This is a genomic window from Legionella santicrucis, assembly GCF_001468135.1.
Classification (GTDB): Bacteria; Pseudomonadota; Gammaproteobacteria; order Legionellales; family Legionellaceae; genus Legionella; species Legionella santicrucis.
The window spans coordinates 1-20,978 of record NZ_LNYU01000042.1; the positions used below are offsets into that span (position 1 = coordinate 1).

Genomic DNA, 20,978 nt, shown 5'->3' on the forward strand with positions numbered 1-20,978 from the left:
CATTGCTTTAAAACGATTGAAAGCTGCCCTTTCTACTAAATATTTGAGAAAAGTGATAGGTTTTTAAACTTTGATGAAATCGCCCTGAAAATATTGCCACACTTGTATAGTTCTTAATAAAACCTTAATGTTTCTATATTAAACTTCGGGGTCAAACTTTAACCAAATCATGTCTTATAATAATTTAGGAGTTTTATATGCCTAAGGCGTTTACCCATTTATGCAAAAATGTTAATTTAAGTTTGTATGACAATACCCTTACTGTTTATTCAAAATCAAAAATGCCCCCAATAAATAATCAGTTGGATCTTCTTATGGTTTTATTGTTTTCTCAAATGGATTGTGTGAGTGCAAAAATCAATGACATGTTTGATATGGACCAAAATGAACTGGGTGTTTATCGCTTTGTACATCGTGAGGATTCCGATCATGCTTTATATCATCAAGATAATTTGGATATGGATTATAACCACTATCATGCGCAATTTTCGAAAACCATTGATGAAATTAAATTAGAAGATATTTTAGGGATATTAGAGAAGCATACTTTGATTACATCTGAAGAACATACAAGTTTCCTCAAGGCATATCATGAAGCGAATACTCTTTCTGATGTTCCAAGTTCTAAAAAAGAAGTAGTTAAAGAACAAGAAAAGAGTAATGTAGTTAAGAGTATTACTCCTTCTGAAACCCTTCCTGTGAAAAAGAAAGATGATGAACTTACTTTCGGTGGGTTTAAAAGAGGATTTTTCCTTACTCCATTATCAAAACCAGTTGTGGCAAAGAAAGACGATCAAAATACTTTTGCTCTGTACAAGTAACTGGTAACCTCATTCTAATGAGTTCCTTTAGTATTTACTCATAATAGTTCAACGTGTCTCTCAGTATTATTGAAGACACGTTGAAATTATAAAATAAGTCTTACTCTTCCTCTTCCGCACTTAGAAATATTAACCATTGTTATGATGGATTCCAACAAATAGTTTGTGCAGTTCCTGAGGAATCTACTGCAGTTTTTACATTGGCTTGATCCACCCTCATACTCGCACAAGTAGTATCTTCAGTCTGGCTACCTCGTGGTGTTGCTGTAAGGGTATATGTTGTAGCGCCCAAATTAGTAAGGGTAATACTATAAAATCCTTGTGCAGACGTTTGTGGAAATGAAGGTAAGGATGTGCATGTGTTGTAAGAAAAATTTTGAGCATAGCAGCGTTCAAGAAAGATTTGATCCTGGGCTAGTGTGGCCAAAGCATCGGAACGTCGTGCTTTTAGCAAAAAACTTACATAATAGGGGTAGGCAATAGTAACCAGTATCGCCATAACCACTAAAGCTATCATTAAATCAATTAAGGTAAACCCCTTCCTTCTAGGTTGTTTCATTAAGTAATCCCTTATTGCAGTTGCCACCATCCCGTTCTTCTTCGTGTACTGTTTGGATTAAGTATAGTAGATTGACTTCCATTAGACTGGGTAATCAGCAGAACGATATTATTACCTTGATTAGGGCCAACCAAAGTTGCTGCATTAGCAAAGCTATTTGATAATTGAACGCCTACAACACCTGAATAATTATATTGATTATTAGGTGTCCCATTTGCATTAACCCCTATAATTTGAGGATTAGTAAATGCTCCCCCAGTTTTGAAATTGAGTTCAAGCAGCATGGACGTAAAGCTCGTACTACATGATTGAGGCGGGGTATTTAGGGTGCTAATAAAGGCACCATTAAAAACAGTAGGATTAGTGACTATACGTTGTCCTGAGACGACAAGATCATCATACCAACCGAATTGACTGTACCAGTTAATCGGTGTTGATGATGCTGTAACCACGGGTACAGATAGGCCAGAAGTCGATGTTGAAATTAAATTAAGTGTCTGTTGTTGCAGGTTACTGCGTGTATACGTAACGCTAGTTAATGGTTTATCTAAAACACCGTAGATTGTCTGAGTTTGCGTATTGAGTAAATCGCTGGTTTGCAGTAATTGTCCGGTTCCAAATATTACGAATAATCCAGATACACGTGGATAGGCGGGATTAAGAGTCACCACAGGCGCTGTTGTTATTGGTTGTACAGCTCCAGAGGAGTCTTTTGCTTGAAATAATAAGCGTACTGTCCAATTTGTGGGGTTGGGATCGCTTACATTGACTGACCACATATTCCCTTGTAAATCACCTGCGTAAACATTGGTTATCGGAGCGCCTTGAAAACCATTTTGGTTTGCTATTGCTACTGATGATAGTCCTTGGGGAAGTGAGCTGTTGCATGCTCCTGGGACCGCATTACACAGATTGATCTTGCTAATGAGAGCCCCTGTTTGCGGATTAATGGCGTAAAGTACAGAAGTGTTGTTGGGGCTGTTATAACCGTTGCCAAAAAAGACAGCAAAAGTAGCTGGATTGGTATTTGCTCCAATTTGTGCAATTTGAGGCTGGCTATAGCTAAGTCCCATATCGCTGTCAGTAAATTCCCACAGTACTTTTTGCGCAAGATTAGTTTCATTAAGAAAATTATTGGGATTGGTAATATCTAATCCATAAATACTGTTCCCTCCAGCATTTTCCCCTCCTACAAGTAGTGTGTGCCAACTACTGTCTGGGAATTGTACATCTGCTGTTTGGGGTGAGCCATCGACAAAATAACGATGACTTAGGTTGTAAAGGGGATTGGTAAGATTGTAAAGATTAGCAAATACAGCATTAGGGATAAATGCAAAAACTTCATTGCCGGTTGTTGCATTAAAGGCATGTAACATGCCATCGTTAGCTCCTACATAAAGTAGAGGACTACGATTGGCATAAGTTTTTGCAAAAGAAAGATAACTGCTGCTCGTATAAGGGGATGAGGGTGCGCCTATATAAATGACTTGGCTATCTATAATATCGCCTAAAATGTGAGAACGATTGCGAAAACTTCCGCCATTGCGCATTTCTAAGGAGGTATTGCCACGAAGATATTGTAATCTTTGTTGTCCAAGAGCGTCTGAGGGTTGTAATTCAGTTTGCTGTGTAGTACTTATATCCGCCCATTCGAAAGGAATCCCCGTATTGGTTGAGGGATTCCAAGTCACTATAAAACGATTTGTGAACCATCCTGATCCAGATACTAGAGTGTCTAATAAGGGTTGGGCTTGCCAGTTTATTGCGCCTGTTGGTAAGCCAGTTGTAGGATTTAAAGGCATAGCGAGCAAATTTCCAGTCCAATCCTGGTAAGGTTTATCATTTGAAATGAAGTTTGCTTCATATTCGACACTGTTATTGTTAAGTTGAGTGGAGCTCACTGCTGCAGCTGATGTAGTAAAAGAGCCATTTTGCACTGAAATCATGATTGCATTGAGATCGTTAACCAGATCGGTTGAGTTCGTTGCTGGGTAGTAATTAGTTGTACCACCGGCTACAGCCATGGCGGTGAGTGATGCTGCTGCTTGAGGGTTCAATGAGGGGTTAACACCCGCACCAAGCCCTATAATGTAAGTTGGAATTCCTTGTTGTTTTAGTGCTGCAATCGTACTAATTGCGTCTGTTAACGCTTGGCAGTTAGTGCTTTGCAGAGAACCATCAGGATTAAAAGTAGCTGTAATACCATAGCCTGTAGCAGCGGCACTGCCTAATGGTGGCCATAACTTACCATTTAGATCTTGGGTAGGGAGACCATCCGAAATTAAAATTACATATTTTTTTTGTGGGCAACCATTACCACTGGTATTACCTAAAGAGGAAAGATAAGTTTTTGCTGTGGCCATCAAACCAGCAACAGGTGATTGTACTGCACTGGCTTTAATTTCTTTAGTAGACGTAGCATTAGTTTCTGGTTGTAAGTAGGGTGTAAATACTCCAATGGCGTTATTAATGCTGGTTGTTGTTGGATTTGTGCCTGCGGAAGTCATTGGAACCAGTATGGTTCCTGAAGTCGCAGATTGGCTTCCTGAATAGCCAAAACCACGTTGGGAATATAATACCTGGGGAGAGTATGGAACAAAGCCGGCATTAGTCGGGCTTGTGCCAAAACCACCAATATTGGGTAGTGATTTCGAATAGGAAATTAACACGCCCCCGTTATTATAATTACTTATTGAGAAATTAGGAGGATAAGGAGTTGCAGGGCTTGGCCCATTATAAGTCAGAAATATTCCAGGAAAACCACTTCCTGCATACAGGACATCGTTAATTGAAGGGTTGTCGCTGGTCGCTCCTATTTGCATGTATGCATTGGAAGAAAGAACCGATGAGCCGTAAAAGCTCCCAATCGAACTGCAATTGCTTTGGATGGTTGAAGAAGCAGAAGTGTAATTGTAACAAGGGTTATTTACATAAGTATTGCCAGTAACAGGTGTATTGGTAAACGAAAAATTACTGCCTTGCGGCGACATATAGTATACCCAGGTATTATAAACAGCAACGGAACTTGTTTTATAAGTGGCTAATGCAAAATCAGTAGATTGCATATAGGTGTTGATAATGGCTTGTACTCCGGATTTGGCTACATTGAGGCGGCTTGCACTATTATCTACAAGTACCCCGTTTTGACTTACTGTATAAAGAGCTTGGCCACTGCTATTTGCTGCTTGTACAGGAGGAGTAAAGCCAGTAGGAACGGTATAATTAAGTGGTGAACTTGAGTTTTTGAGTGACGTTAATCCACCAGTGAGGGAGCCTGAACCGGACATAATCGCACCACTTAAATCACCATCCATGGATTGTGAGTTGCCAATAGCAATTAATACTTGTGGATGAATTGGGCTAGCCATAATTAGAGGTATTTGTGGGATATTTAAAATAGGTGTTGATGCCGCTAACACTAAAGTTGATACCATAAAAAATAAAAGCGTTTTTAACCCAACTCGAAAAGATTTGCTTCGTGCATGCACCATAATCCGTTTGACCTATTGTTGTATTTGTAGTGTATTTTGCAACATGATTACTGCCCCATTGGCACCTACTGAACGTGCGGTAATTCGATAAACATTTGTCGCTTTATTCATATTTTGACCAGGGACGCTCACTGACGGGAGTTTCTCGATAATATAACTCGCTTGGCTGTTAGTATCTCCTTGAAAACTATTAATTACGGAAGCAGAGTCAGACCAGTTGATTGTAGTCCATATTGGTGGATCATCCGCGTTTAATATATAGAGTCCGCTATTGTTTTGTAGAAAGTTTGCTGAGGTGTAGGTTCCATTCATGAGTTTATTGATTGCTTCATTTAGTGCGCCTTCTGTTTTTTCTAAGCTCATTTCTGTATCGGTCGCATTCGCTGCAATTCGAGTTTGGGTGGTATTTAGAGAAACAGTTGCAAGTGCTAAAACGGTAATCATAATGAGTAGAATCATAGTCAAAAGTAGAATATAACCCTTTTGTTTTTTATGCTTCGGTAGCGTTGATTTTATTGCTATGCAATCACAGGACTTTGCTGAAGAAATAGATTTTTTATTAAGTAAAGGAGTTGATTTCACGAGATTGCATTCCTCAAGGCAATATTGATTTCATACACATGGCGAAGTCGATTATCATTGGGGACATTGACTGTGGTGCCTAACACAGTATATTGGGTTGTATTGGAGATACCAGATGCAATTTGCCCCTCAATTAAAAATCCTATGCGAACAGCATAAACTTGTGCCCAGTTGGTGACTGCATCAGCGGTGACATACTGAGCAATTGAGCCATCACCGCCAATACCGTATTCTACTTTCATTACTTCAACCCCAGGCACAAGAGGTTGGATCGTCCATCCGGCACTTGTTAAAATTCCTCGCATCAGCGCACTTTGTCCACCTTGACCTTGACCGACAAAGAAAGCGGTTTGCTGTAGTGGAATGAATTGAGCTCCTGCTTGGTAACTTACAATAAAAGTAGAAGCCCCATTTGCATATACTCCTGTTCCTGCTGAATGTGAAATAGTGGTTCCAGTTGCCCCAGTAATTAAAAAGACTAAAGATGTAGCACAATCGGATAAAGCAGCAAACTGTCCTGCAGCAAGAGTAACTCCGCTTGTACTTTGCACTGTAAAAGAATTATTACTTGAATCTATAGCAGTTACAGAAGCGGGAAAACTAGCTGGAACTGCACTAAGAACGACTAGGGCATCACTACTTTTTTGAATATTTCCTACTAGTGTGGGATCGAGTGAGGGAGTCCAATCGCCTGCACTGCTACTATTAGCAGCATTACTTTGCGTTATTGTAATGGGGGAGCTATTTGCATTATACCCCATAATTAGGGTTGGATTGACATTGAGTGAGCCAATAGGATTTGACCCGCCTCCATTTAAATTGGACATTGCGGTACTTATAGAGCCACACCCTAAAAATCCTGCAGATCGAATGATAGGAGTTAATAAATTGGCAATGGCATTTTCTGTATTTTGAATGAGGTTTTGTGAGTTAGTCGTTTTATAAATTTGTGTTTGGGTCACATAAATTTCCATGACTGCATAGCTGAGTAAAAGCCCAATAACAATGGCGATCATTAATTCAATTAAAGAAAAGCCATGTGGGTATTTTTGATAATTTTTCATAATTGACTTTGAATACTTAGTTGAACATAGTTAGGATTGGTTGGCACAGGAGTGCTGCTTGCCCCAACTAGATTTATTGCCAAACTATCGTCCCATTGGATGGTTACTGTAATAATGGTATTACCTGAGCTTCCTGGTGCAGGAGTCGCTGTGATGGAGCCACTACCATTAGGTAATTTACTTACATCGTAAGTGAGCCAATACCAGGTATCATAAGCAGCTAACTGGGGGCTTGAACATGGGGATTGATTACACATTGTTCCTGGTTGTGGGGGAAGGATTGGTGTGCCCATGCTGTTGATATTAGATATAGTGTAGTTTCCATTAATTGCTGCTTGGTAATTGGCGCGTATTTTATCGAATATGTCATAAACACATTGTACTGCCTGTTGTTTCGCATAGCTTGAGTTATTGGCTTTACTCGATAAAATGAGCATACTTGCTATTCCTAACATGCCAATGGCTAAAATTACAAAAGCGACTAGTACCTCAATTAAGGATAATCCTTTCTGTTGTACTCCTAAATTACTTACATGATGCATTAATATTCTCCATTAAGGGCATGTAAGTGCACTGTTATCCCAAACAGCTTGGCCAGGGGTGGTGCTTGATTGTACGAATCCAGTTGCTAATACCTCTATGGAACGAGCAAACGCCCCCCCTCTACTGTCACAGAACTTAAAATTACCTGATGTCGTTGTCAACCCGTGTGGATCAAAAACCACGCCGGTTACATTGCTTGAAAGCACAGGGTCTGCAGAAAAAAGCTGTTGGCTTTGCAATAATGAGTTTGTACCTACAGAAGGTTGAGCGATCACAATCCATCCATTGCTCCAATTTCCACCACATGTTGTCGATTGAGCTATGCCAAAAGGGCATACTACAACGTTCATTGACGCACCTAAAGCAGTATTGCGTGCATAATTAAGTGAATTTACAAACATATCTGTTTTAGCAATTAGGCGATTATTCATCAGTAGGGTACTCAATGCTGGGACTGCTAGGACTAATAAAATACAAAGAACTAATAACGTGATTAAGAGCTCAATTAATGTGAATCCCAGCTTGTTTTTTATGATGAATTTCAAAGTCCTATCCCTGGTTTGAACTAAATCCATTTAATATAATGAAATAAAAAGTGTAATATGGAGAAAAGCGTTAATGCAATACTTCCATTAATGTCACTTAATCCCACTCAACAAAAGTTTCGATATTTTTATCATTGGATATTTGCTGTTGCTGTTTTGTTTGGACTCGAGCAAGTACCTGTGTTCTGGCACATTGAGTCGGATATTTAAAGGTTTTTAAAGCATTTTCTAAACTGACAAACTCATAACCCTTTTGTTTATACAGATGAATAATATCTGGTAAAACATAAGCATTTAGCAAATTTGCATGGATTAGTAGAATTTGTGCTTGAGCATTATTATGATGAAATTGATTGTGTTCTTCAGCACGGAGTGTTTGCTGCCAAATAAAATCAAGATAAAAAGGCTTTAATTCCTCCAGGTATGAACGTCTGTTTATTTCAGAAACTGATAGTAAGCGTTGATTAAAGACAAAATCCTTGGAATCAATGGTTATTGGTGCAACTTGATAGTTTTTTTGTGCGAGGTAGCAAAGAATGGCTTCTTTCTTTTTTCCAGAACTCATTGCTAAATAAGGATAACGAAAATATTTAGGTTCAGTTAAAACGGGTAATAAAATATTATCTGCCTTTTGAATTTCATGAATGTATTCTTTTGTATCCATTTTATTCAAATTAGCGTGATTGAGAGTATGATTACCTAATCCAAAACCGGCGTCACGAAACTTGCGTAGTATTTCCCAATTATTTTTACGCACCTCGCTGGCAATGATAAATCCTGTGGCGGGGACTTCCTCTTTTGTCATTGTTTCGATCATCATATTCAAATGAAAATTTCTATATTCACCAACAAAAGGTAAATCATCTATAGTAATAGATATCATTTTTTTATGAGTAGATAGTTTCTCTGCTTCTTCTTTTTTTTCATTTAAATGACTATCCTGCATGTTTTGAACATTATTACCCTTGTGCGAAGAATCGTAATTTTCTTCTAAGGCAATACAAATGCTTGGCAGAGCAACTAAAAAAATAATGATAAATAATAATTTTTTAATAATTAATGTAATTTTCATTCGCACAAACTACAAATAGATTAGAGAAAACAGCATTGTAGCAAAAATTAAACGAAATGGCTTATCCGAAGTGATATTGTTTATAAATATAAAGTGATACAGATAAAGTAGCAGTCATTTGTACTATGTAGCTACTTTATCTTTGAGAGCTAAGTGCAATTTTATATTTAAAGTTTATAAAATTAATGGCTTAGTGTATCAGTACTTTTATGTTCCAGTTCATCATCTTCTTCTTCACTAGATTCATCTTTCTTACCTGTTAAGAAAGAGAGTTTACTTAGTGCTGAAGCGATATAACTTTTGGATGCTTTTTCTGGAATTTTACCTTCTTTGTTAAACTCTTCAACAACATGATGTAATGCCACATTACGACAATCATGAATCATGTCAATGCATAGATTAAAAATAGTTTTTAAATCAAAACCTGCGATTTCAGAAAAAAGGTGCTTGGTGCGTATGGATTTTTTGTCATCGGTTTTAGGCTCAACTGCAAGAAAACGCATGAATTGAGTTGTTGAAAAAATTAATGCTTCGATATCTTGCGCATCTACCTCGCCTTTTTTACCCAGAATTTTATTTAATCCCTTATGAATAATGGAGTTTTCTGTGCTGGTTAATATGGCGGAAGCATATTCATCATCAATTTGTTTACGTACAAGATGCATTGCTCCAGCAAGAACGGCTAGTTTTTCCGATTCACTAATTCCTGTGGCTTGAACAGCTGCTTTTATTGCATTCAAAAAATGAAGTTGGGCAGCACGGTGTAATCCTAGTTTGTTAATTTTTGAAACATTTTTATCTGCAAGTTCATCTTTGATTAAATCAGCAAGAGCAAGAGTTAGGTCGTTCCAAGTTCCAAAGCGCCCTGTAGCTGATATAGGAGATTTTTTGTGCGCAGCGTACTCGCCTATAAATATAGGTTTTTTCTCTTCAGTAACGGGAGCTTCTTTTTTTTCTTCAACACTAGGAGGAGTAGGTTTTTCAAAAACTACAATTGTTTGCCCATTAGCAACTAAGGAATCAACGATTGCTTTTTCAGCATTTTTTGATAGTAGATAACTGGTTTCAACAAGTTCATTTAAATGATTCGTAGGAATTGCGCGGAGAATGTGGTCTTTCTTGAATCCTTTACGTGAATCATTATTGATAAAAATTTGCTTTAAGAATTCATTAAGCGCAGTGTAAAATTTAGAGGTTTGATAGAGATCGGGTTTATTTTCTGCACGGACTTCAGAATTGATTCCTATTATATTTGCCAAGCTGTCGCTCAGTAAGCCAGAAGAATCCAGCATGCCACGCTTATTTTCAATGTCTCTCATAACTGTTTGCATTGCACCGTAAAAAGTGAGTGCTGCAGCTTGAGATTTTATTGTTTTATCACTTACTTGCTCTTCTAATCTGTTCAATATGGCAGAGAGATATTGCAGTTCATACTTTCTTGGATTAGAGAGGTCTTCAATTTTTCCTTTTTTATCACGTTTTAATAATACGTCCACAGCGTCATTAAATTCTTTTTTTAATGTACTTAATTCCTTTAACTCAAACGTCATGTTTAGTCTCCAAATGTCCAATAGATAAATGTAAGTTCATCTTACAAGGCCTCAGTGTAAACTAAAGTAATCTTCACGTCATGTATTTTCATTATACAATTTTAGTATTTTTAAAAACTTAATAAAATTCATTATGTTATTTACGCTTATTTGGGATCAATACCGCTTTTTTTTGAAAAAAAGCATGAAAAAATGTAAAATAATGAGTAATATTTCTCTGTTTTTACTATTTTTATGACGCTGTTTGGGTAAAGAATTATCTTTTAGACCACGTTATGCAGTGCCACACGCTCATGATTTTCTCTGTAGAGCTAGGGGGCGTTTTTTATGAGGTTTTGTATTGGACATCAAAAACGAGAAGCAGTTGTCACGACTCTTTCTTAATAATGCTGTATTTGCATTATTTTTTCTCCTTGTGTGTCGAATTATTTCCATGTGTTTTATTCCACTTAATGATGTTTCGGAAGCACGTTATGCTGAGATTGCTCGAAAGATGTTGGAAACTGGTAATTGGGTAACGCCACAGCATGATTATGGAGTTCCTTTTTGGGCTAAACCGCCTTTGTCGACTTGGCTCTCTGCTTTCTCAATGAAGCTTTTTGGTATTAATGAATTTGCTGTTCGTCTTCCAGGATTGCTTTTGTCATTAGCTGTTTTATGGCTTGTTTGGGGCTTAGCAAAAAAGCATAGCGGTTCTTTGATTGCTATGATTACTACTTTGGTTTTAGCGGGAACGTTGTATTTTTTCCTTGATGCTGGAACAGTGATGACCGATCCGTCCTTAGTCTTTTGTGTGACTTTGGTCATGGTGTCATTTTGGTATGCCTTGGTTGATGGAAAGAAGCTATGGTCTTATGGTTTTTTTATCGCTTTAGGATTGGGTTTGTTAGCGAAGGGGCCAGTTGCTATTATTTTACCCGGTATGCCTTTATTTTTTTGGGTTTTGATACGGAATCAATGGCGCAATTTATGGAAAAGATTGCCTTGGATCAAAGGCATAGTGATTATGTTTGCTATAGCACTTCCTTGGTATATTTGGGCTGAGCTGCGAACTCCTGGATTTTTAAATTATTTTATTATTGGTGAAAACTTCAATCGGTTTTTAAAACCTGGATGGGGGGGCGATAAATATGGGTATGCCCACAAGGAATATTGGGGGATGATTTGGATTTATGCTGCATCAGGAATTTTTCCTTGGTGCCTTCTTGGACTTGCTTGGTTTATCAAATGCAGACATAACGTTCGTAAAGTATTTCAAGATAATGATGGATGGTTAAGTTATTTTTTTCTTTGTACAGTAGTTCCTCTGTTCTTTTTTACATTCTCTAGCAATATTATTTATACTTATGTTTTTTGTAGTTTACCTGCTTTCTCATTATTTTTTGTTGAATATTGGGATCGCGTAGGTGTAATGATTAGGGCAAAAAACTTGGTTTTAGGATTATCTTTAGTTGTAGGAGTAATCTTTTTAGCGGCTACGCTTGCTTTTAATACCGTGCCTGAAGTAGTTTCAAAAACTCAAAAGCCTGTGATTGCTGCATGGTTAAAACAACATCCAGCAGCAGAGGACTACCTGATTTATTGGGATTATAAAACAGAGTTTTCAGCACAATTTTATGCAAGAGGAAAAGTAAAATTTGCTTTTAGTGAAAAAGAACTTTGCCATTTGTTAACCAACTATCGTGAAGATTACTTGGCTATTAATCCATCTGAAACAAAAGACGTGCCCCCAATTTTGTTGAATAAAATGGAGCTAATCCAACATGTTTATGCAGGCGATAAGCCATTCTTATTGATGCGTGTTCCAGTTGCCGCAAGTAATTTATGTGCTCACGCATAAAACTTGGTTGGGGGGATGTAACCAGTTTTGTTTTTTATATTAATGATTTTTTCACGATAAGTGTTTGTTCAATTAAGATACCAATTCATTTAGACTTTTGATATACTCTGGCGCAATTTTATGCCATAAGGAGTAACTGTGTCGCAATCTGTTGCAGTGGATTCGAGAGCTTTTGTCCCTCGTGGTGATTTAATGGCTTGGGTTGTGTGTCTTTCGGCTGGATTGTTTTTCTTTTATGAATTTTTTCAGCTCAATATTTTCGATGTCATTAATCAGCCTTTGCGTGATGACTTTCATATTGATGCAACTCAATTAAGCTGGATGTCTAGTGCTTATTTGTGGGCAGATATCTTATTTCTCCTTCCTGCGGGAGTCATTTTAGATCGTTTTTCAACGCGAACGGTTATTCTAAGTGCTATGTTTGTTTGCATTTTAGGCACCGTTGGTTTTGCGTTAACTGATTCATTTATGTTGGCTTCATTTTGCCATTTTCTCTCTGGGATAGGTAACGCATTTTGTTTCTTATCTTGTGTCGTTTTGGTATCGCATTGGTTTCCACCGAGAAGACAGGCACTTGTAATCGGTACTTTGGTTACTATGGCTTTTGTTGGCGGTATGATGGCCCATACGCCGTTTGCTTATCTTTATGAATTATTTGGGTGGCGTAATGCTTTGTTAATTGATGGCGCCGTTGGTGCTTTGTTATTACTTTGGATTTATTGGATCGTAAATGACAAGCCTAAAAATTCACCGGCTCGGGCTCGTCTTAATCAAGGACAAGTAATGTCTGGATTTTTCAATGCATTGTCTAATCCACAGAATTGGTTAGCAGGTTTTTATACTTCTTTTCTTAATTTACCCATTATGGTTTTATGCGCCTTATGGGGAGCCAGCTACTTGCAAGTAGCCCATCATTTACCTGAAATGGCATCCAGTAATGTGGTGAGCCTTATTTTTATGGGAAGTGTTATTGGCTGCCCGTTAGCCGGATGGTTGTCTGATTCTCAAGGACGTCGTAAACCTCTAATGATCATTGGGGCGATAGCGACTCTTATTACATTAATTCCTTTATTCTTAGACACAACTTTATCGCAATTGACGCTTAGTGTTATCTTTTTTGCTTTAGGGCTTTTTACAAGTACGCAAGTAATTACTTATCCTTTAGTGGCCGAAAGTAATTCTATAGAAAACACTGGAGCAGCTACAGGTGTCGCTTCTGTTCTTATTATGGGCGGGGGTGGAGTAGGACAAGTATTATTTGGGTGGTTAATTGCACATCATGCTGGTCAATCGGTTACAACTTATACGGTTGCTGATTTTCAATTTGCTATGTGGATATTTCCAATAACAACTGTTGCAGCTTTAATTGCTGTATTAATAACCCGAGAAACATATTGCAAACGTTAAAGCTGAGGAGTAAAGATGCATATGGTGGATGAGTTTCAAGAATATAATGAGGTTAAATCATCCTTATTACCTTGGATGGTGTGTTTTGCTGCAACCTTATTCTTTTTCTATGAATTTATTCAAGGAAATATGTTTGCATCTATCGCTGCAAATATCATGCAAGATTATCGTATTCAAGCAGATAAAATGGCATGGTTATCCAGTATTTATTACCTTTCTAATGTATTATTTCTTTTTGTTGCAGGAATGGTTCTTGACCGTTTCTCGATTAAAAATACTTTATTAATTGCTATGTTTTTGTGTGTGGCAAGTACATTTCTGCTTGCTTATTCCCACTCTTTTTATACAGCGCTATTTTGCCGTTTTATTACAGGCATAGGAAGCGCATTCTGTTTTTTAGGGCCTGTTCGTTTAGCATCTCATTGGTTTCCTCCAAGGCGTATGGCTTTAGTAACCGGAGCTATAGTGACTATGGCAATGGCTGGCGGCATGTTGGCACAATACCCATTAACTAAGTTAGTTCTTTTGGTGGGATGGCGCCAAGCAGTACAAGATGTCGGAATACTTGGTTTTGCCATGCTTATTGTGATGTTTTTTTGGATAAAAGAAAGACCTCAAGTTGCAATAAAACAAAAAGCGAAACCAATAGATGTCGTATCTGCAGCTAAAAAGGCATATCTTAATACCCAGTATTTACGGGCTGCATTTTATGCCAGTTTAATGAACATGGCGATTGCTGTTTTTGGTGCGATGATGGGGACTTTATATTTAGAACAGCGTTTAGATATTAGTTCCGCACAAGCCTCTATAATAAATGGCATGTTATTTTTAGGGGCAATTATTGGTTCTCCACTTGTAGGGTGGATTTCTGATAAAATTGGTTTACGAATCATTCCTATGAAAGTAGGGGTTATTACTTCACTTCTAACGTTACTTGCAGCACTTTACCTACCAGTTTCTTATAGTACTATGGCCTTTTTGTTTTTCTTGCTGGGATTTTTTACTTCAGCCCAAGTAATAAGCTATGCCTTAGTTGCTGAAAGCAGTTCACCTGCAATGACTGCAACAGCGGTAAGTGTTATTTCCATATTGACTCAAGGTGGTTATATTATTTATCAAAATTTATTCAGTTATTTATTAACCAATCATAGTGGTATGCAAATAATAAGTGGAACCCCAATTTATTCACTGAACGCATATCAATATGCAGCAATTATTTTACCTGTGGGATTATTCATTGCTTTTCTCATGCTTTTCGGTTTAAAAGAAACACGTTGCCAACAATTCGAGGATTAAGATGACAGGGAGAGTATGCATATTACTGATGGATTCTTTTGGTATAGGTGCTAGCCTTGATGCTTCTCGCTATGGTGATGCAGGCGCTAATACATTTGTTCATATTCATGAAGCGTGTGAGCGTGGTGATGGAGATAAAGAAGGACTTCGTCAAGGCGCGCTCACTTTACCAAATTTGGCAAAGCTGGGACTTTATCATGCGGCTTTAGCGAGTTCTGGATTACGTTTTGTTGAGTTGTCTTCTTTTGCTGAGCCTATTGGTTATTATGGCTATGCCGTTGAGCAGAGTTTAGGTAAGGATACTCCGAGTGGGCACTGGGAGTTAGCTGGTGTTCCAGTGACTTTTGAATGGGGCTATTTTCCCGAACAACCTTTTTGTTTTCCAAAAAAATTGATTGATACTTTTATCGAGCGTGCTCAATTACCTGGTGTATTGGGAGAGAAGCATGCTTCTGGTACTATAATACTTGATGAGCTCGGTGAAGAACATATACGCACTGGCAAACCTATTGTTTATACTTCTGCGGATAGTGTGTTTCAAATTGCCGCCCATGAAGAAAGTTTTGGTTTGCAGCGTTTGTATGATATTTGTGAGATTGCGCGTGACTTAGTTGATGAATACCAGATAGGTCGTGTTATCGCACGTCCATTTATTGGGCATGCAGGGGTATTTAAACGAACAGCAAATCGTAAAGACTATGCAACTTTACCACCGGCAAAAACACTACTTGACTACTTGAAAGATGCAGGTCGAGAAGTGATTAGTATTGGAAAAATTGCTGATATTTATGCACACCAAGGTATTACCCAAACCATAAAAGCTGATGGAAATATGGCCTTATTTGATGCAACTTTGTTGGCAATAAAGACGGCCCCTAAGGGTAGTTTGATATTCACGAATTTTGTAGATTTTGATTCTTCATACGGTCATAGACGTGATGTAATTGGTTATGCTCATGCGCTTGAAGCGTTTGATGCCCGTCTTCCAGAGCTCGATGCTCTATTACAACCCGATGACCTTGTTGTTATTGCGGCAGATCATGGTTGTGATCCTACATTTCCTGGTTCCGATCATACGCGAGAACATATTCCAGTACTTGTATATGGTCCAAGCCTTCAAAGTAAATTTATAGGTCGTCGAGATACCTTCGCAGATGTAGGACAAAGCATTGCAGAATATCTTGGATTGGAACATTTATCCCATGGGATATCTTTTTTAAATTGATTAATTTGACACTCTACTCTTGTTTTTTTATCAATCATCCCCATGTTGAATATTCCGATTTGATTTGAGGATTTAATTTTGGAACAATTTCGTGGAACAACCATACTTTCGGTACGACGTGGTAATCAGGTGGTTATTGGAGGTGATGGCCAGGTGACTTTGGGTAATACGGTAATGAAGGGAAATGCGCGTAAAGTACGACGACTCTATAAAGACCAGGTCATAGCTGGTTTTGCTGGAGGAACTGCAGATGCATTTACTCTTTTTGAACGTTTTGAGAGCAAGTTGGAAATGCATCAGGGGCATTTAGTGCGGGCTGCAGTTGAGCTTGCTAAAGATTGGCGAACAGATAGAATGTTACGTCGACTTGAAGCGGTTCTTGCTGTAGCAGATGTCAAATCTTCCCTAATTATTACAGGTAATGGTGATGTGATAGAGCCTGAGCACAGTTTGATTGCTATTGGTTCTGGAGGCCCTTTTGCCCAAGCTGCTGCACGAGCATTACTGGAAAATACAGATTTATCCGCTATAGAAATAGTGCGTAAGTCATTAATGATCGCAGGCGATATCTGTATCTATACCAATAACCATTTAACTTTAGAAGAATTAAATAATGTCAACAAATAACAGCATGGTGACTAATCCTCGCGAAGTCCGAGAAGTGATGACTCCTCGAGAGATTGTCCAAGAATTAGATAAATATATTATTGGCCAAGATAATGCGAAAAGAGCCGTGGCTATTGCTTTACGTAATCGTTGGCGTCGGATGAAAATTAAAGATCCCGCTTTACGAAATGAAATTATGCCCAAAAACATCCTTATGATAGGGCCAACGGGTGTAGGTAAAACCGAGATTGCGCGCCGTTTAGCAAAATTAGCGCGTGCTCCATTTATAAAAGTAGAGGCTACGAAATTTACCGAAGTAGGTTATGTTGGACGCGATGTAGATTCTATTCTGCGCGATTTAGCAGATATTGCAGTGAAGCAAGAACGTGAATTTGCTATGAAAAAAGTCGAGCATTTGGCTGAAGATGCGGCTGAAGAACGAATTCTTGATGTATTACTTCCTCCTCCTCGTGGTAGTTTAACTCCTGGAGAAAAAGACAGTACAGCCAGACAAGTATTTCGTAAGCAATTACGCGAAGGAACACTTAATGATAATGAAATTGAAATAGAAGTTTCAGCAACTCCAATAGGTATTGAAATTATGGCTCCTCCTGGTATGGAAGAAATGACGAGCCAATTACAATCAATGTTCCAACAGGTAGGTAGTCATCGCACAAAAACACGAAAAATGACTATTGCTAAGGCAATGCAAATATTGCGTGAAGAAGAAGCTGCTAAACTGATCAATGAAGATGATATTAAGGCTCGTGCCATAGAGAATGTAGAACAAAATGGTATTGTTTTTATTGATGAATTGGATAAAGTAGCCAGACGTGCTGAAAATGGGAGTGGTGGGGATGTCTCTCGTGAAGGAGTGCAAAGAGATTTATTACCTTTAGTTGAAGGAACTACAGTTACAACTAAATACGGAATGATTCGCTCAGATCATATTTTATTCATAGCATCTGGGGCGTTTCATGTAGCGAAACCATCTGATTTGATCGCAGAATTGCAGGGTCGTCTACCCATACGCGTTGAATTATCTGCGCTTTCGGTTGAGGATTTTGTACGTATTCTTACCGAACCTACGGCATCGTTAACACTGCAATATAGTGCTTTGATGGCAACAGAAGGCTTAACATTAACTTTTGATGAATCAGGTATCAGACGTATTGCAGAAGTAGCATGGCAAGTGAATGAGCGTACAGAAAATATTGGTGCGCGTAGGCTCTATACAGTTATGGAACGACTGTTAGAAGTGGTTTCGTTTGAAGCTACAGACAAATCAGGTGAATCTGTATATATTGATAAGGCTTACGTAGATAAAAATCTGGGACAGCTTGTGGCAGATGAAGATTTGGCTCGTTACATTCTTTAAATTTAATTCAACAAGACACCTAGGTCATTGTTATTGGTTAATGTGAATTTTGGATAAAGAAGTTCCTATCTCGAACTGTTCTGGCTAAGGAGGCACTATGCGTTTCCTCAGCCAGAACGGTTCGGAGTAAATCCACATTTGTTTATACGAAATGCATATTAATTTAAAATGATTGCTCTTATATTCTTGTTACACGGATGTTATTCAAGAATAACCTGTCTTTTGGATCTATCGATATTTCTACTAGGCACGATTGTATGTGCTCTGATACTCTAATTCTAGGTTGCAATTTTCACTCAATTGTGTCAAATAAAAACTATATGTTTTCAAGGAGAGAAAAAATGTCACGTGGATCTGATTCTATTGCTACAATCAAAACTGGAGATCTTGAGTGCTTGCAAGAGGCAGATGATTCTTCAATAAGCTCTCCTTTTTCATGCATTGGGTTAACCAAAAACTCATTTTTTAAACGTTCAAAATCTAACTTGGTTTTTCCGGATGCTTACTCCAGACTCTGGGATAAAATTGAAGGAAATTCAAACATACGAAGAATCAAAGCATTGCTCATAGATTATACTAAAGAGAATTTCTTATTGGGCTCCTCTATTGGCCTTATTATTTCAGGACATTGGAATAGACATCATGTTAGTGCAGTCAGTAAAATCATCGCAAATATTTCTGTCAAAAATTATTATGAATCAGCTGATGATGTTGTTGCAGAGTTAAAAGCACTAAAACCTGAAAAAGGAGGATCTTTGGATAAACGAATTAAATTTATTGAAATGAAATTAGAAGAGCAGCTAAGGTATTATTTTAATTATTAGTATTATGGAGTTGTTTGATGTCTGATCCTTATATTTTGGTTTTGTATTACTCCCGTAGTGGTTCTGTTGCACAATTAGCACAATATATCGCACGTGGTGTAGCACATGTTACGGGTATTGAAGCACGCTTAAGAACAGTCCCTCCTGTTTCTGCTACTTGTGAAGCAGTAGATAAGGTGATTCCTGATACGGGTGCACCTTACGCTACATTGGATGATTTGCGCTATTGTCATGGGCTAGCTTTGGGAAGCCCAACTCGCTTTGGGAATATGGCTGCTCCTTTGAAATATTTTTTAGATAATACATCCTCATTGTGGTTGGCTGGTGATTTAGTTGGCAAACCTGCTTGTGTATTTTCCTCTTCTGCGAGTATGCATGGAGGTCAAGAAACAACTCTCTTAAGTATGATGTTACCATTATTGCATCAAGGCATGATTGTACTAGGAGTGCCTTATTCAGAACCCTCATTAAATGATACAATGAGTGGAGGTACGCCTTATGGCGTAACCCATGTTTCTGGTGTAGCAAATGATCGTCCTCTAAGCCAAGATGAAATTAATTTAGCAAAGCATTTGGGGGAGCGTTTAGCTAAAACCGCTTTAAAATTGAGTGAAGAAAAATGAAAGTTATTAGTTTTAATGCCAATGGGATACGTGCGGCGGCACGAAATGGTTTTTATGAGTGGCTTGTAACCCAAGATGCTGATTTTGTTTGTATTCAAGAGACTAAAGTACAACTGGATCAATTAATTCCCGAAGAAATTTATTACCCTCGTGATTATTATTGTGACTATTATTCCGCACAAAAGAAAGGATATAGCGGGGTGGCGATTTATGCGCGCCATAAGCCTATTCGTATTATTAAAGGGATAGGATTTGATTATTGCGATAATGAAGGACGATATATTCAATTCGATTATCCGAAATTCAGTATTATTTCACTTTACTTACCGTCTGGTACAAGTGGTGAGCAACGCCAGGAAGTGAAGTATCAATTTTTAGAACAATTTGCTAAGCATTTAATGCAATTAAAAAATGAAGGACGCGAATTAATTATATGTGGGGATTATAACATCGCGCATAAAGAAATTGATTTAAAAAATTGGAAAGGTAACCGAAAGAACTCAGGTTTTTTACCAGAAGAACGGGCTTGGATGGATGAGTTGTTTGGGGCTATGGGATTTGTAGATGCATTTCGAGTTCATAATCAAGAAGAAGAACAATACACTTGGTGGTCTTTTAGGGGACGAGCTTGGGAGAAAAATGTGGGGTGGAGAATCGATTACCAAGTAGTGACTCCAGGATTTATTGGAGATGTTGTGCACAGTCATATTTTTCGTGACCTACGTTTATCAGATCACGCTCCTTTATTAATTGAATATAAAGGAGATTGGTGTGCTTAAATTGGCAAGTTGGAATGTTAATTCACTCAAGGTTAGATTAGAACAAGTAGTGTCCTGGTTGGATTCTTCTCATACAGATATCCTGGCGATACAAGAAACAAAATTAATTGATGAGAATTTTCCTAGGGCTGTATTTGTAGAAAAAGGTTATCATGTTGTATTTTCTGGACAAAAAACATACAATGGTGTGGCTATTATTAGTCGATATCCTTTTTCTGATATTCTCACTGATATTCCAGATTTAGAGGATCCCCAACGACGGATTTTGATAGTAACTGTGGCAGGAATTCGTTTGATCAATTTATATGTTCCTAATGGTTCCGAACTTACCTCAGATAAATATCAATATAAATTGAATTGGTTACAAAAAGTTACCCATTTTATTCAACAACAAATGAGTATTTATCCTAAAATTGCTGTAGTTGGAGATTTTAATATTGCTCCTGAAGATCGAGATGTGCATGATCCTATTGAATGGGAAGGTTCTGTATTGGTAAGTCCCGCTGAGCGAAATGCTTTTGTTCAGCTACTACAACTTGGATTTCATGACAGCTTTAGAAATTTTATTCAGGAGGAACTCTCGTTTAGTTGGTGGGATTATCGTGCTGCAGCTTTTAGGCGTAATCGTGGTTTGCGTATTGATCATATCTTATTAAGTAAAGAATTGAATCATTTATGCAGACAATCAGTGATTGACAAGGAGCCTAGAAAAGTAGAAAGGCCTTCGGACCATGCACCTGTTTGGGTGACATTGGAGTTAAATGAGATTTAAT

The 20,978-nt window shown here is 37.9% G+C and carries 19 protein-coding genes; 11 read left to right on the plus strand and 8 right to left on the minus strand.

The features are described from left to right. The first annotated feature begins 197 nt into the window (after nt 1-197). A complete protein-coding gene (locus Lsan_RS09305; RefSeq protein ID WP_058514130.1) occupies nt 198-821 on the plus strand; it encodes a hypothetical protein in 624 nt (207 codons plus the stop codon). A 139-nt stretch (nt 822-960) separates the two neighbouring features. On the opposite strand, the gene Lsan_RS09310 is transcribed toward Lsan_RS09305, so the two are convergent. From Lsan_RS09310 to Lsan_RS09345, 8 genes are all read right to left on the minus strand, one after another. After that, nucleotides 961-1,380 carry a type IV pilin protein gene (locus Lsan_RS09310; RefSeq protein ID WP_058514131.1) on the minus strand — a complete coding sequence of 140 codons (420 nt, stop codon included), beginning with the start codon at nt 1,378-1,380 and terminating at the stop codon, nt 961-963. 11 nt (nt 1,381-1,391) lie between these two features. Then, nucleotides 1,392-4,871 (minus strand): pilus assembly protein, encoded by a 3,480-nt coding sequence (locus Lsan_RS09315; RefSeq protein ID WP_058514132.1) that lies wholly within the window; start codon nt 4,869-4,871, stop codon nt 1,392-1,394. Between the two features lie 12 nt (nt 4,872-4,883). Further along, on the minus strand, nt 4,884-5,330 hold the full coding sequence (locus Lsan_RS22045) for a pilus assembly PilX family protein (protein ID WP_162265597.1): 447 nt from the start codon (nt 5,328-5,330) through the stop codon (nt 4,884-4,886). Between the two features lie 119 nt (nt 5,331-5,449). After that, nucleotides 5,450-6,517, minus strand: a complete 1,068-nt coding sequence (locus tag Lsan_RS09325) for a PilW family protein (protein ID WP_058514133.1) — start codon at nt 6,515-6,517, stop codon at nt 5,450-5,452. Continuing rightward, entirely contained in the window at nt 6,514-7,059 is a 546-nt protein-coding gene (gene pilV, locus Lsan_RS09330) for a type IV pilus modification protein PilV (protein ID WP_058514134.1), read from the minus strand. The genes Lsan_RS09325 and pilV overlap by 4 nt, the downstream gene beginning before the upstream one ends. A 12-nt stretch (nt 7,060-7,071) precedes the next feature. Beyond that, nucleotides 7,072-7,605 (minus strand): GspH/FimT family protein, encoded by a 534-nt coding sequence (locus Lsan_RS09335; protein ID WP_058514135.1) that lies wholly within the window; start codon nt 7,603-7,605, stop codon nt 7,072-7,074. A 97-nt stretch (nt 7,606-7,702) separates the two neighbouring features. Continuing rightward, nucleotides 7,703-8,551, minus strand: coding sequence for a polysaccharide deacetylase family protein (locus Lsan_RS09340; RefSeq protein WP_237762088.1), 849 nt, complete (start codon nt 8,549-8,551; stop codon nt 7,703-7,705). A 308-nt stretch (nt 8,552-8,859) separates the two neighbouring features. After that, complete coding sequence (locus Lsan_RS09345) at nt 8,860-10,227, minus strand: hypothetical protein (RefSeq protein WP_058514137.1); 1,368 nt, start codon at nt 10,225-10,227, stop codon at nt 8,860-8,862. A 340-nt stretch (nt 10,228-10,567) separates the two neighbouring features. Between Lsan_RS09345 and Lsan_RS09350 the strand changes: the two genes are divergently transcribed. From Lsan_RS09350 to xth, 10 genes are all read left to right on the plus strand, one after another. Then, nucleotides 10,568-12,067, plus strand: a complete 1,500-nt coding sequence (locus tag Lsan_RS09350) for an ArnT family glycosyltransferase (protein WP_058514138.1) — start codon at nt 10,568-10,570, stop codon at nt 12,065-12,067. A 138-nt stretch (nt 12,068-12,205) separates the two neighbouring features. Next, nucleotides 12,206-13,474: an MFS transporter gene (locus Lsan_RS09355; RefSeq protein WP_058514139.1), complete on the plus strand. Its 1,269-nt coding sequence runs from the start codon at nt 12,206-12,208 to the stop codon at nt 13,472-13,474. A gap of 15 nt (nt 13,475-13,489) precedes the next feature. After that, complete coding sequence (locus tag Lsan_RS09360; protein WP_058514140.1) at nt 13,490-14,770, plus strand: MFS transporter; 1,281 nt, start codon at nt 13,490-13,492, stop codon at nt 14,768-14,770. Between the two features lies 1 nt (nt 14,771). Continuing rightward, nucleotides 14,772-15,995 carry a phosphopentomutase gene (locus Lsan_RS09365; protein WP_058514141.1) on the plus strand — a complete coding sequence of 408 codons (1,224 nt, stop codon included), beginning with the start codon at nt 14,772-14,774 and terminating at the stop codon, nt 15,993-15,995. A 78-nt stretch (nt 15,996-16,073) separates the two neighbouring features. Next, on the plus strand, nt 16,074-16,622 hold the full coding sequence (hslV, locus tag Lsan_RS09370) for an ATP-dependent protease subunit HslV (protein WP_058465234.1): 549 nt from the start codon (nt 16,074-16,076) through the stop codon (nt 16,620-16,622). Then, on the plus strand, nt 16,609-17,979 hold the full coding sequence (gene hslU / locus Lsan_RS09375) for an ATP-dependent protease ATPase subunit HslU (RefSeq protein ID WP_193392697.1): 1,371 nt from the start codon (nt 16,609-16,611) through the stop codon (nt 17,977-17,979). Before hslV ends, hslU begins: the two co-directional genes overlap by 14 nt. 341 nt (nt 17,980-18,320) lie before the next feature. After that, nucleotides 18,321-18,803: a DUF5617 domain-containing protein gene (locus Lsan_RS09380; RefSeq protein WP_058514142.1), complete on the plus strand. Its 483-nt coding sequence runs from the start codon at nt 18,321-18,323 to the stop codon at nt 18,801-18,803. Nucleotides 18,804-18,820: 17 nt separating this feature from the next. Then, on the plus strand, nt 18,821-19,426 hold the full coding sequence (gene wrbA, locus Lsan_RS09385) for an NAD(P)H:quinone oxidoreductase (protein WP_058514143.1): 606 nt from the start codon (nt 18,821-18,823) through the stop codon (nt 19,424-19,426). Next, a complete protein-coding gene (locus tag Lsan_RS09390; protein ID WP_058514144.1) occupies nt 19,423-20,205 on the plus strand; it encodes an exodeoxyribonuclease III in 783 nt (260 codons plus the stop codon). The genes wrbA and Lsan_RS09390 overlap by 4 nt, the downstream gene beginning before the upstream one ends. Continuing rightward, nucleotides 20,198-20,977, plus strand: a complete 780-nt coding sequence (gene xth, locus Lsan_RS09395; protein ID WP_058514145.1) for an exodeoxyribonuclease III — start codon at nt 20,198-20,200, stop codon at nt 20,975-20,977. Before Lsan_RS09390 ends, xth begins: the two co-directional genes overlap by 8 nt. The last annotated feature ends 1 nt before the right edge of the window (nt 20,978 follow it).

Excerpts from the sequence above, each read along its gene's own strand:
- Lsan_RS09305 (WP_058514130.1), top strand. The coding sequence starts at position 198 with ATGCCTAAGGCGTTTACCCATTTATGCAAAAATGTTAATTTAAGTTTG.
- Lsan_RS09310 (WP_058514131.1), bottom strand. The coding sequence starts at position 1,380 with ATGAAACAACCTAGAAGGAAGGGGTTTACCTTAATTGATTTAATGATA.
- Lsan_RS09315 (WP_058514132.1), bottom strand. The coding sequence starts at position 4,871 with ATGGTGCATGCACGAAGCAAATCTTTTCGAGTTGGGTTAAAAACGCTT.
- Lsan_RS22045 (WP_162265597.1), bottom strand. The coding sequence starts at position 5,330 with ATGATTCTACTCATTATGATTACCGTTTTAGCACTTGCAACTGTTTCT.
- Lsan_RS09325 (WP_058514133.1), bottom strand. The coding sequence starts at position 6,517 with ATGAAAAATTATCAAAAATACCCACATGGCTTTTCTTTAATTGAATTA.
- pilV (WP_058514134.1), bottom strand. The coding sequence starts at position 7,059 with ATGCATCATGTAAGTAATTTAGGAGTACAACAGAAAGGATTATCCTTA.
- Lsan_RS09340 (WP_237762088.1), bottom strand. The coding sequence starts at position 8,551 with ATGCAGGATAGTCATTTAAATGAAAAAAAAGAAGAAGCAGAGAAACTA.
- Lsan_RS09345 (WP_058514137.1), bottom strand. The coding sequence starts at position 10,227 with ATGACGTTTGAGTTAAAGGAATTAAGTACATTAAAAAAAGAATTTAAT.
- Lsan_RS09360 (WP_058514140.1), top strand. The coding sequence starts at position 13,490 with ATGCATATGGTGGATGAGTTTCAAGAATATAATGAGGTTAAATCATCC.
- Lsan_RS09365 (WP_058514141.1), top strand. The coding sequence starts at position 14,772 with ATGACAGGGAGAGTATGCATATTACTGATGGATTCTTTTGGTATAGGT.
- hslU (WP_193392697.1), top strand. The coding sequence starts at position 16,609 with ATGTCAACAAATAACAGCATGGTGACTAATCCTCGCGAAGTCCGAGAA.
- Lsan_RS09380 (WP_058514142.1), top strand. The coding sequence starts at position 18,321 with ATGTCACGTGGATCTGATTCTATTGCTACAATCAAAACTGGAGATCTT.
- wrbA (WP_058514143.1), top strand. The coding sequence starts at position 18,821 with ATGTCTGATCCTTATATTTTGGTTTTGTATTACTCCCGTAGTGGTTCT.
- Lsan_RS09390 (WP_058514144.1), top strand. The coding sequence starts at position 19,423 with ATGAAAGTTATTAGTTTTAATGCCAATGGGATACGTGCGGCGGCACGA.